This window comes from Parahaliea aestuarii (assembly GCF_008064635.1).
Taxonomy (GTDB): domain Bacteria; phylum Pseudomonadota; class Gammaproteobacteria; order Pseudomonadales; family Halieaceae; genus Parahaliea; species Parahaliea aestuarii.
Genome location: NZ_VRYZ01000006.1, coordinates 48,794 through 60,737, shown reverse-complemented (window position 1 = coordinate 60,737; position 11,944 = coordinate 48,794). Strand labels below are relative to the sequence as shown.

Annotated in this window: 9 protein-coding genes; 5 read left to right on the top strand and 4 right to left on the bottom strand. The window is 64.8% G+C overall.

Going from position 1 to position 11,944, the window contains the following annotated elements:
- Positions 1-29 precede the first annotated feature (29 nt).
- Together FVW59_RS13630 and hemH are read right to left on the bottom strand one after the other, a co-directional pair.
- Positions 30-359, bottom strand: a complete 330-nt coding sequence (locus tag FVW59_RS13630; protein ID WP_148064909.1) for a hypothetical protein — start codon at positions 357-359, stop codon at positions 30-32.
- A gap of 106 nt (positions 360-465) precedes the next feature.
- Positions 466-1,512, bottom strand: coding sequence for a ferrochelatase (gene hemH / locus FVW59_RS13625; protein WP_148064908.1), 1,047 nt, complete (start codon positions 1,510-1,512; stop codon positions 466-468).
- A gap of 248 nt (positions 1,513-1,760) precedes the next feature.
- On the opposite strand from hemH, the gene FVW59_RS13620 reads away from it, so the two are divergent.
- From FVW59_RS13620 to FVW59_RS13600, 5 genes are all read left to right on the top strand, one after another.
- The gene (locus FVW59_RS13620) at positions 1,761-2,108 is read left to right on the top strand and encodes a UrcA family protein (protein WP_148064907.1); all 348 of its coding nucleotides are present in this window, start codon (positions 1,761-1,763) and stop codon (positions 2,106-2,108) included.
- A 230-nt stretch (positions 2,109-2,338) separates the two neighbouring features.
- Positions 2,339-3,772, top strand: coding sequence for an amidohydrolase (locus FVW59_RS13615; RefSeq protein WP_148064906.1), 1,434 nt, complete (start codon positions 2,339-2,341; stop codon positions 3,770-3,772).
- Between the two features lie 27 nt (positions 3,773-3,799).
- Positions 3,800-4,600 carry a glucose 1-dehydrogenase gene (locus FVW59_RS13610; RefSeq protein WP_148064905.1) on the top strand — a complete coding sequence of 267 codons (801 nt, stop codon included), beginning with the start codon at positions 3,800-3,802 and terminating at the stop codon, positions 4,598-4,600.
- Positions 4,601-4,659: 59 nt separating this feature from the next.
- Positions 4,660-5,109, top strand: a complete 450-nt coding sequence (locus tag FVW59_RS13605; RefSeq protein WP_148064904.1) for a MarR family winged helix-turn-helix transcriptional regulator — start codon at positions 4,660-4,662, stop codon at positions 5,107-5,109.
- A gap of 30 nt (positions 5,110-5,139) precedes the next feature.
- The gene (locus tag FVW59_RS13600) at positions 5,140-6,897 is read left to right on the top strand and encodes an aromatic amino acid hydroxylase (protein ID WP_148064903.1); all 1,758 of its coding nucleotides are present in this window, start codon (positions 5,140-5,142) and stop codon (positions 6,895-6,897) included.
- Here FVW59_RS13600 and FVW59_RS13595 read toward each other — a convergent pair.
- Entirely contained in the window at positions 6,878-8,713 is a 1,836-nt protein-coding gene (locus tag FVW59_RS13595; RefSeq protein WP_148064902.1) for a ShlB/FhaC/HecB family hemolysin secretion/activation protein, read from the bottom strand. The genes FVW59_RS13600 and FVW59_RS13595 overlap by 20 nt on opposite strands.
- Positions 8,695-11,931: a two-partner secretion domain-containing protein gene (locus FVW59_RS13590; RefSeq protein ID WP_148064901.1), complete on the bottom strand. Its 3,237-nt coding sequence runs from the start codon at positions 11,929-11,931 to the stop codon at positions 8,695-8,697. Before FVW59_RS13590 ends, FVW59_RS13595 begins: the two co-directional genes overlap by 19 nt.
- Positions 11,932-11,944: the final 13 nt, after the last annotated feature.

The following is an 11,944-nucleotide window of genomic DNA, read 5'->3' as shown; positions in this document are numbered from 1 at the left end:
GGGGAACTAGTGTGCTTGCTGGAACAGGATCAGGCGCTTATTGGGGGGCGGTACAGGGAGGAGGGCAGCAGGCTGAGCTGCTGGGGTGGTTCGGGGATGATCTGTGTTTTGCGTGCGAGCAGCACCGGCCCGCGGGCGCCACCGGCAGCCGCGAAGTGGGTGCACTGGCCGTGGCACTGGCAGCAGTGATCGCAGTTGTCATCGCCATCGGCGGTGGCGGCGGCCTGGTGCGCGTCATCGGCGTGGCCGTTTGCGCTGTCCGCGCTGGCGTGATGGCCGGCGCTATCCATGGCAGAGCTGACCTGCATCCCGGATTCCAGCGCCATGAACAGACTCTGCACCAGCATGATGGCAAGCATCAGCCTGATAACGGGGACTGTATGGGAGCGAAGGTGTCGCACGGTGTGATGGGTCAGCCGGTTCGGGAATAGCCCGAGGATAGCATGGCTGTAAATCGGCTTGCCACTAGTTCGCCCGCCGGAGCCAGCCTGCGAGATTTTCCTCAACGATCTGTCGCAGTGCGGCGATATGTCTGTCCCCGGCATTGAGGCAGGGGATGTATTCGTAGCGCTCGCCCCCGGCGTCCATGAAGGTGTCGCGATTCTCCATGCCGATTTCCTCGATCGTCTCCAGGCAGTCGGCGGAAAAGCCGGGGCAGATGACCTGCACCGACGTCACGCCTTCCGCCGGCAGTGCTTTCAGTGTCTCGTCGGCATAGGGCTGCAGCCAGGGTTCGCGACCAAAGCGGGACTGGAAACAGAAGCTCCACTCATCGGCACCCAACGCCAGTGCCTGGGCGAGGAGTTCACTGCTGCGCCTGCACTGCTGGTAATAGGGATCACCCCGGTCCACATAGCGCTGCGGTTCACCGTGGTAGGAGAGCAGCAGGCGCTGGGCTTTGGGATGTGATTGCCAGTGCTGGCGCACGCTGTTGGCCAGGGCACTGATATAGGCGGGATGGTCGTGGTAGTCGCTGACAAAGCGCAGTGGCGGCACCCAGCGTCGCTGGCGAAAGGCCGCGCCGATGGCGTCGAAGGTGGAGGCGCTGGCCGGGCCGCTGTACTGGGGGTAGAGGGGCAGCACCAGAAAGCGTCTGGCACCGCGCTGCCACAGCGACTCGATGCCCGCGTCGATGGACGGGTTGCCATAGCGCATGGCGAATTCCACCAGCACGCTGTCACCGTGGTTTGCGCTCATCGCCGCCTGCAGATGATGCGCCTGGTCGCGGGTGTGAAATAGCAGCGGCGAGCCATCTTCCGTCCAGATCTTGCGGTAGGCCGCCGCTGAGCGGGAAGGGCGAACGTTGAGGATGATGCCATTGAGCACCAGCCACCACAGCCAGCGCGGCGCTTCCACCACCCGCGGGTCCCACAGGAACTCCTTCAGGTAGCGGCGCAGGGCGCCCCGGGTCGGGGCGTCGGGGGTGCCGAGGTTGGTGATCAGGATGCCAACAGGGCCTTCGCCGCTGTTCCCGCTGCCCACCGAAGTGGGGTGTTGTGCTGCCTTGCTCATGCTGTCTCGGCTACTGGAAATAACGGTTCAATATACGGTTGCCAGCGCAGGAAGCCAAATCGGTCCGCGTCTTTCTGCACGGCCTGTCTCTGAATTCTGTCGCCCTGTCGCTCGCCGCCTTCACTTGGTCGAAGTGCTGTTTCGCCCGCTTTGGCCTTTACCTATTGTTCTCCTCAAGGGCGGCACAACAACAGCGCGCCCGCAGCGGGACAGGCCCGCTACACACCAAACAGGTAGGGAGAAAACACATGAACATGGCGCGTATCGGCAAACACTGGGCAATGGCTTCTGCAGCGGCGCTGGCTTTGCTGGCGGGGCAGGCCCAGGCGGAAAACTACAGTGAAACGCTGGTGAAATCCCCCGCGGTTCGCACCCAGGCAGTCAGCTACGATGATCTGGATATCAGCTCCAGCGAAGGCATGCAGACCCTCCATTATCGCATCAGCGCCGCCGCCCGGGACGTTTGCGGCAGCAATGACCACCGCATTACCGGGCATCTGTCGGCCGCTGTGGACAACCAGGCTTGCTACGAGCGGGCCGTCAACGAGGCTCTCAGCCAGATCAATGCCGGCCAGGTGGCCTCCACCGCCGAGTGACGCCGGGCAACAGCTTCAGCCTGCAACCCCTGGCGGGCTGAAGAGGGCGGGCCCGCTCCGCCCCTTCGCCGGGTCCCCCCCCGGCACTCCGTTCGGGCCGGTGGCTTTGCATGCGCCACCGGCCCGACCCTCGTCGCTATCCGACACCCATTGTGGGTCTTCACACCGTCTGTGCCGCAACCGGCCGGCAGTGGTAAGGTGTGCCTCTGACCTGACGCCAGAGGATCACCATGTCACGTTTTAGCGCCATCGCCGCCGGGCTGTTGCTCTGCACTTCTGCCGCCGTCCACGCGGAAACTGTCCCCGCTGACAGCATGCTGGATTATCTGAACCAGCACGCCGGCCAGTACGCCAGCCTCGCCGACACCATCTGGGACAAGGCCGAGGTGGGCTACCAGGAGACGGAGAGCTCCGCCCTGCTGCAGAACACCCTGAAAGCCGAAGGCTTTTCGATTACCACCGGTGTGGCCAATATTCCCACGGCCTTCGTCGCCAGCTACGGCAAAGGCGGTCCGGTGATCGGCCTGCTGGCGGAGTTTGATGCCCTGCCGGGTATTTCCCAGTCCGCCAGCCCCGAGCGCGAAGAAGTCGAAGGCAAGCACGCCGGGCACGCCTGTGGCCACCACCTGTTCGGTGCCGGCTCTACCGCTGCTGCGGTTGCGATCAAGCGCTGGCTTGAGACCAATGACATTCCCGGCACCGTACGCCTGTACGGCACCCCGGCGGAAGAGGGCGGCAGCGGCAAGGTGTATATGGTGCGCGCCGGCCTGTTCGACGATGTGGACGCGGTGCTGGTCTGGCATCCGGCGGACCGCAACGCCGCCGACCCGGCCACCAGCCTCGCCAACAAATCCGCCAAGTTTCGTTTCCATGGCCAGTCCTCCCACGCAGCGGTGGCGCCGGAACGCGGCCGCTCTGCCCTGGACGGGGTGGAGGCGATGAATTTCATGGTCAACATGATGCGCGAGCACGTGCCCCAGGAATCGCGGATTCACTACGTGATCACCAGCGGTGGTTCCGCTCCCAATGTGGTTCCGGACTTTGCCGAAGTGTTTTATTACGTCAGGCATCCGAAAGCGGCAGAGCTGCAGAAAATCTGGAGCCGGGTCATGGCCGCGGCCGAGGGCGCAGCCCAGGGCACCGGTACCCGCATGGAGGCCGAGGTGATTCACGGCAACCACAGTATGCTGCCCAACGAGACCCTGGCCAGCGCCGTGCACAAGCGGCTGGAACAGGTGGGTGGTGTGCACTACAGCCCCGCCGAACAGGCCTTTGCCGACAAGATCAGCCCGACGCTAAATCTGTCCGAGGATCTCAGCGGCCGCGAGCAGACGGTCCTGCCGATGGAGTTCATCCAGGGCATGGGCTCCACCGATGTCGGCGATGTGAGCTGGCAGGTGCCCACCGTCGAGATGCGCGCCGCCACCTGGGTGCCCGGCACTGCGCCCCACAGCTGGCAGGCGATTGCCGCCGGCGGCATGTCCATCGGTCACAAGGGTATGATGGTGGCCGCGAAAACGCTGGCGTTAACCGCCGCGGACCTGTACCAGAGCCCTGAGCTGCTGCAGGCGGCCGAGAAAGAGTTCGAACAGCGCCGGGGTGCGGATTTCCACTACGAAGCCCTGCTGGGTGATCGCGAACCGCCACTGGATTACCGCAAATAATTTTTCCTGCAACAGGAGGGCTGGCAGATGGCACTGATGGATAAATTCCGACTGGATGGCAAAGTGGCCCTGATTACCGGGGGCGGCAAGGGGATCGGTGCAGGTTGTGCCAGAGCCTTCGCCGAGGCCGGGGCCAGGGTCGCTATCGCCGCCCGCACCCGGGCCGACCTGGAGCGGGTCGCCGCAGAGGTCGACTCCCTGGGCAGCGAGGCCCTGCTGATCGAGGCGGATGTGCTCGACTTCGAGCAATTGCGTGAACTGGGGCCGAAAACCCTGGCTCACTTTGGTCGGCTGGATATCCTGGTCAACAATGCCGGCGGGTTTCCGCCCAAGCCGGCGGCAAATACCAGTGTGGAAGAATTCGAGGGCGCCTTTCGCTTCAATGTCAGCACGGCATTCGAACTCAGCCGTTGCTGTGCTCCGCTGATGGTGGAATCCGCCGGCGGCGGTGCGATGGTGAACATATCCTCTATCGCCGGCCACCGCCCCACGCCCTGCTTCAGCGCCTACGGCACCGCCAAGGCGGCCATGTCCTTCCTCACCCGGGAGCTGGCCCAGGAGTACGCGCCGAAGGTAAGGGTGAACGCCATTGCAGTGGGGTCCACCCGCACCGATGCTCTGGACACGGTTCTGACCGACGAGATAGAGCGCACCATGGTGGAGTTGACCCCGATGGCCCGCCTCGGCGAAGTGGAGGATGTGGCGCTGGGCGCTCTCTACCTCTGTTCCCCCGCGGCCTCCTACGTCACTGGTGATATTCTCGCGGTCAACGGCGGTATGGAGCGACTCAATATGCAGATGCCCCGGGCCTGGGGCGGGCTGGGTTAACATGGTTTCTTTTGAAACTATAACGGGGCGTGGCTATACTGCGGCCATGGTCAAAACCCATGGATGACAAACTCAGCCTGCAGCAGTTCCTGCCCTACCGCTGCAACAGCCTGGCCCAGCGCATCAGCGTGTCGCTGGCCAGGATCTATGTGCAGAAGTTCGGTATTACGGTGCCCGAGTGGCGCACGCTGGTGGCGCTGTCGGAATACGGCGAACTGCAGTCCAAGCAGATTGCCGCACATACCAGTATGGACAAGGTGCGGGTGTCGCGGGCAGTGGCCAGCATGACGGACAAGGGACTGCTGAGTCGCCGCCCCTGTGACCGCGACAGCCGCGCTGCTTTCCTCACCCTGACCGAGGAGGGGCTGGAACTGTACCGGCGCATCGTGCCCGAGGCCCTGGCCTGGGAAGAGCGCCTGCTGGCGCCACTGTCCGAACAGGAACAGGCGGCCCTTTTCAGCCTGCTGGACAAGCTCGATCTGCGCCTGGCTGAGTTGTCATCCGATTGAACAGCGGCCCCCGGGCCCGGAGCTATCGGTATGCAAGGCGGAATACAACAACAGGACATCGTGGCCAGTTTGCCGGCCCATCTGCAGCCCTTCGTCAAGCTGCAGGACTACAATCGCTACACGCCCCGCGACCATGCGGTGTGGCGTTTCATCATGTTGCAGCTCACCCGGCAACTCCGCGATACCGCCCACCCGGTCTATCTCGAGGGCCTGGCCCGCACCGGGATCGCCCTCGATCACATCCCTTCCATCGATGAAATGAACGCTGCGCTGGCCGCGCTGGGCTGGCGCGCGGTAGTGGTGGACGGCTTTATCCCGCCGGCCATTTTCATGGAGTTCCAGGCCCTGAAGGTGCTGGTGATTGCCCTGGACATGCGCAGTGTCGACCACATCTTCTACACGCCGGCGCCGGACATCGTGCATGAATCCGCCGGGCATGCGCCGTTTATTGTCGACGTGGACTACGCTGAATTTCTGCAGCGCTTCGGCGAAGTGGGCATGAAGGCCATCTCCACCCGCTACGATTTCGAGGTCTACGAGGCGGTGCGCCACTTGTCCATCGTCAAGGAGTGCCCATCGAGTACCGAGGGCGACATCCGCGCCGCCCAGCAGGCGCTGGAGACCGTGCTGGCGCGGGAGGAGGAACCCTCCGAGGCGGCCCTGCTCACCCGGCTGCACTGGTGGACGGTGGAGTACGGGCTGGTCGGCGAGATGGACGACTACCGTATTTTCGGGGCCGGTCTGCTGTCGTCCCTGGGTGAAAGCCGCCACTGCCTGGATGATGGGCGAGTGGCCAAATTGCCGTTGACGGTAAATGCGGTGACCTTTCCCTACGACATCACTTCGGAGCAGCCCCAGCTCTTTGTCACCAAAAGCTGCCGTCACCTGAGTCAAGTGCTGGAGGAGTTCGCCAACGGCATGTGCTTCCGCCGCGGCGGCGCGGTTTCCCTGCGCACGGCGATTGCCGCCGGTACCGTTTGCACCGCCCAGTTCGACTCCGGTATGCAGGTCAGCGGCTGCATGGAGGAGGTGGTCTGCGATGCGGTGGGCAACCCTGTCTACCTGCGCACGGTGGGGCCGACCCAGCTGGCCTGGCGCGACCGCGAGATTTACGGCCAGGGGGTGGAAGCCCACGCCGAGGGCTTCGGCTCCCCCATCGGCCTGCTCAAGGACTTCAGTCGCTGCCTGTCGGATTACACGGTGGATGAACTCAAGGCCCACGACATTGTGCTCGGCGAACGGGTGCGGCTGGAGTTTCTTTCCGGTATCACAGTTCAGGGGAAACTGTGCCATATCGTGCGCCAGGAGCACCGCAACCTGATCCTCAGTTTCGAGGACTGCACAGTGACAGATCTGGACGGCCGTGTACTGTTCGCTCCGGACTGGGGCCGCTACGATATGGCGGTGGGCGCGCGGGTGGAATCCGTGTATGGCGGCAGCGCCGATCGCGACCGCTACCGCCTGTACAAGGCCCCCTCCCGGCACAGCGCACCGGCGGCGGCCCGGGATGAAGCGCTGATGGCGCTCTATGCCCGCGTAGCCGATGCCGCGCAGCAGGGCCGCAGCGACTGGGCGGCGCTCGCCGCCGCCTGTAACGACTACCCCGACGAGTGGCTGCTCCAGCACGAACTGCTGAATGCACTGCCCGCTGGTGATGGCACTGCCGGGCTGCGCGAGCAGTTGCAGTCCTCTCTGGCCGGGGTTGCCGCCCGCCGGCCTGAGCTTGCGGAATTGGTGAGCCTGGCCGGCGCCAGGCCAGAGGCGCGAGCTACCAGAGCGGCCAGTTGACGCCAAAGGCGATGTGGAAGCCCTCGTCCTGCAGGTCATCCTCTGGCGGCGGCGGGATGTCATCGTCGGCAATGCGTTCGCCGTAGTAAAGGCTGAAAAAAGTGTGGGCGGTCGGCAGCCAGCGCAGCCCCAGGCCGATGCTGCTGATCTCGGCCGGGTTGTGGGTCGAGAGGTTGTCGTCGTAGTCCCAGCTGCGGCCGTAGTCCACGAAGGGAATGGCGGTCAGGTTCCAGCGACTGACACCGGCATCGTTGGTAAACAAGGGGACGCGCCACTCCAGGGATGCGCTGAGACCGCTGTCGCGAACCAGCTGGTTTTCACGAAAGCCGCGCACCGAGTACACACCACCAATGGCCATTTTTTCTACCGATAGCAGCGGGTCGAAGGCCTGCTGCCATACGCCACTGAACACCAGCTGGCTGTTCAGCCAGGGCATGCGGCGCGCGTACTGGAACTGGGTGAGCAGGGCCGTGAAACGGCTTTCGGGAATACGTGCGCCGGTATCGGGCTGGCGGCTTGGAGCATCGCCCGGAATGATCGTGGCACCAAACCAGTCCAGGCCATAGCGCACGCTGCTGCGCAGCGCCAGTACCGCGTTGTCGCCCCGTTCAATCCACTCTGCCCCGATGCTGGCGTTGGTCGCGGTGATCTCCCCGTCCCGGGCCCCCAGCGAGAAAGAGAAGGGCTTGCCCAGCAGGTCGGTTTCCGAGTGGCTGTAGTTCAGGCCCGCAAACACCTCGATGCTGCGCTGCAACTGGTCCACCAGGGGGCGTGTCAGGGCGACGCCCCAGGACTCGGTGTCACTCTCGATATCGAGGTCATCGAAGGGGGCCTCGACCACCTCCGAGGCACCCCGCCGATAGCCCATCCACAGCCGGGTATTATCGTCGCCAAGGGGGCGCGTGTAGTCGATATAGGCATCGTTCAACCCCTCACTGGCGCTGCCCGCAAAGGCCAGCCGGTCGGCCTGGCCGGTCAGGTTAAGGTGTTCCAGGCTCACCACTCCGCGCTCGGCACCCACACTGGGAGAGCGGTAGTTGTCGGCGGTCAGGGCCAGGCGCACCGCCCTGGCCTCGTCCAGCTGCAACTGGAGGTCGGCCTCGCCCGGCACCAGCCCCGGCACCAGGGCCGCGTTCACTTTGCGAATGAGGGGGTTGAGCTCCAGGCCGAGCAGGCTGTCCTGCAAGTCGTAGACATTCAGGGGCTGGCCGACGTCGCGGCGCAAGCGTGCCTCCAGCCGGCGCTGGGGGTAGCGTCCGTTGGACGCCAGGGCGATGTGCCTGAGCTGCCCTTCAATGGCCTGCATACGCAGCGTACCCTGCCCGGGCAGTGGGTCTGGCAGCACCACACCGGAATTTACATAGCCGGCGTTGTAGTACAGCAACGACAGACGCCGTTGCAGTTCACGCAATTGCTCAGGGCTCAGCGTCCGGTTGGCAAAGGGCTCGGTGATCGAGGCGATGGCCTGGGCCGGAATGACCGTGTTGCCCTCCACCACGATATCGCTGACACGCATCTCGTGCCCCGGCGACGGCGCGCCGGAGCCCTCGGTCGCGCTCTCCCCCGGTGCCGGCAACACCTGCCGATGCACCGGTGGGCTGGCGCTTTCGGCTTCCACATTGAAGCCGGGCTCGGCAAAAGGGTCCCCGGCATCGCTGAATCCGCGCCCCACGTTGTCGCGAAAGGACGAAATAGCCGAGCCCGCCGGCGGTGGGCTCTGGGCCAGCGCAACAGGGCCGGCCAGTGCCAGCGTCAGCAGTGCCAGCGCGACCAGTTGCACTCGCGTGGGCGCCGCGATCAATGGCGCGGGTTGCATGCCGCCTCCCGCCGCAGGGCAATCAAGGTGTGCGAGGCACCCGGCCCCAGCCGGGTGTTCGAGCCCTGCGCAGCGTCAGCCCCGGGGTCTGCGCCGGTTGTTCCGCTGGTGAGGTAGTCGTCGTAGCGCTCAGCCATTACACCCTCGCCGCGCACCACCAGGCTGCTGGCATCCTCCGGATTGACGGCGCAGCGGTCCTGTATCAGGTTGGTGGCATCGAGCAGGGCCACGTCCAGCTCTGCCACTGCCGCACTGATGTCCTGCTCTGGGGCATTGATCTCCAGGCTGCCCGCATCGCCCAGCGTGGATGTCACCTGGAAACTGGACAGTGCGTCGCGCAGGAAATTATCGGCATTGATATTGATGCGCCCGCCGTTGCCGGCATTGGCGTTGGCCAGCAGGGCGCTATAGCGCACCAGAACCAGGTCAGCCGGCGCCAGCGGGTCACCCAGGGTAATGGAGCCGCCATTGCCGGCAGCATCGGAGGACTGGGAGTCGGCGGTGATGAACACAATACCGCCGGCGCCGGGATCGCCGTCGATAAGGATGTCGCGGCCAAAGATATTGACGTCACCGCCGCCGCCATTTTCCGCGGTGCCCTCAATCCTGGCGAGGTTTATGCTCACCTCGTCCGCCGACAGCAGGATGGTTCCGGCATCTCCCGAACCCACGGCGGAGGTCTGGATGAAGCCGCCATCTTCAAACAGCAGGGAACCCTGGGCCAGCAGGCTGACGTCGCCGGCATCGCTGCTGCCCTCGGCATTGCTGAGCAGTTCAGTGGCCGGGCCGGACAATGTGATGTCACCGCCGCTGACCAGCAAGATGCTGCCCGTTGTCCCCGACGCGGTGGTCGCGGTTTGCATGGACACGTCATCCACCCGCAGTTGCTCGCCAGCGCTCAGGAACACCTGCCCGGCCGGCGCCTGCCCCACTGAATTGCTCTGCAGGTTGCTGTCGCGAATATCCAGGGTGCCACTGGCGGACAGGCTGATCTGCGCCGGCGTGTCACCGGCATCGTTGGCGCGGGTAGCGGTTGTCAGCACGCTGTCCTGCACCTGCATCGTGGCAGCATCCAGCAGGATGAAGCCCGCCGCGCCCTGATCAACCGCCAGACTGTTGATAAAAGCACCAGACAGCTCCAGCGTGTCCAGCGCAGCCAGGGAGATAATGCCGGCATCCCCCGTGTCCAGTGAAGAGGTCGACAGATTGGTGGAGAGGGGAGAGTCAATCACGATACGTCCCCCCTGCAGGAGTACGGCCCCTGAATTACCGGCACCGATGGTATTGCTGGTCAGGTCGTAGGGGGCGCTGATGACAATGTCCTCCGCGGCAGAGAATACGATGTTGCCGCTGTCCCCGGCGGTGGATGTAAAGCTGCCGATGCTGCCGCGCAGCGACGCGTCGTCAATGCCATCCAGCACAATATTGCGGCCACTCAGGGCAATCGTTCCGGCGACCCCTGTGGTGGTTGTGTCGCTCGTGCTGCTGGTGCTGATATCCAGATTACCGCTCAGGTTCAGATTGCCCTGGGCGGTAATAAAGATGTTGCCCCCGTTCAGGTTGCTGCTGGTTCCGGTACTGATGCTGGCAGCCGCCCCGTCCACAGCCAGGGTCATGTCTGCGGCGGACTCCAGCAGGAGGGAGGCGCCCGTGCGCCCGCTGCCGCTCAATCCGGTCACCGCGCTGTTGACCAGCTCCAGGCCCCCGGCGCCGGCCTGCAGGCTGATAAAGCGTTCATCACCGGGGTGAAAACCGGCGGAGAAAAGCTGGATGCCGTCGCCGCGGATGCGCTCCGCCAGCAGGAGAATGTCGCCGGCAGGGCCGTCGGCCGCATTGATACTGCTGATGCCGGAGTTATCGCCCGGCTGGCCAGCGAGCTGTAAGTCGCCCTGCACGTTCAGCAGTATGTCGCCCGCGGGCGCGGCACCCAGGCTGATGGATTGCAGCTGGCCACCGCTGAGGTTGAAGCTCTGCATGGGCAGGGAGGCACTGGTACCCAGCAGGATATTGCCCGGGGCGCCGGAAGCGGCCGTCCCCTGGCTGCCAATCAAGCCACCCGCCAGTTCGACCTGCTGGCTGTCGATGCGAATGTCACCCCCGGCCAGGGGGCCTGCGGTGGCGCTCTGCAGCACGGTATTGCTAAAGGTGGCATGGCTGATCGAACGCAGGGTGAGAGGCACTGTCTGGTTCAGGGACAGCGTATCGATGTAGGCGCCGGACACCAGCAGGCTGTCTGCCAGCAGTGACAACCCGGCCCCCTCCGCGAAGCCAAAGTCCGATATCTGCAGGCGGGTATTGTCGATACGTATGCCGCCAAGCGCCGCACCGGGGTCTGCGCTCAGGCTGCCTGGGTTGCTCGCGTCAATGTTGATCACGCCCCCCGGGGCGAGCGCCCCGAGCGCCAGGTTGATGGCCTGAACCGTGCTGCTATCAAGGGGCACCAAGCCACTGCTGGCGTCGTAGCCCGGCCCAATGTCCCCGGACAGTTGCAGCGCTGGCATCGCCGGGTCGATGCTGGTGCCCACCAGCGTCAGGTTGGGTAGCAGCAGGGGAATGTTGTTGTCGTCCGGATCGGCAATCGCAACGGTAATCCCGCGCGCGGTGACGCCGGCGGGCAGATCCTGCCGGTCGAGGAAACCAAAGGCCGCCGGCTCCGCCACCGACAGCACGGATGACAGCACCGGTTCGTGGGAGTGGAAGCTATCGCCGTTGGCAAAGCCGAGGCGGTTGGCGGTGGACAGTACAAAGGTGCTCTGGGGGTCGAAGATGGCGCCGTCGCCAACCACGATGCCGTTGGGGTTGATCAGCCACAGGGCTGCGTCGGTGGGGCCCAGGCTGCCGCCGAGGTCCTGGCGCACCTGCATGGCGCCGTAAATCTCCGTTGCCGTGCTGCCGCTGACCCGCGCGATAATGTGGTCGATGTTTCCGGCCTGGTGGCTGAAGGTGGCCATCTCCCCGCGCTCCACACCGAAGGCGGAAAAGCTGTGAAACAGGTTATTGCCGGCGACCGCGCCATCGCCCTCGCGAATCTCGAACTGGCCGGCCCGCAGCGTACCCGCCGGGTTGGGGCCAATGGTTCCATCGAACACGGCATCCGCCCAGGTGTTATGGGCCCAGGCGGTTACTGCCAGCAATTGCACCATCCGCCTCAGGCCGCGACGCCGGATAGCGCCGCCCAGCCGCGGTGGCGGGGCGCCAAGCCGTTTCCTGTCACTCATCTCAGGCCTCCTC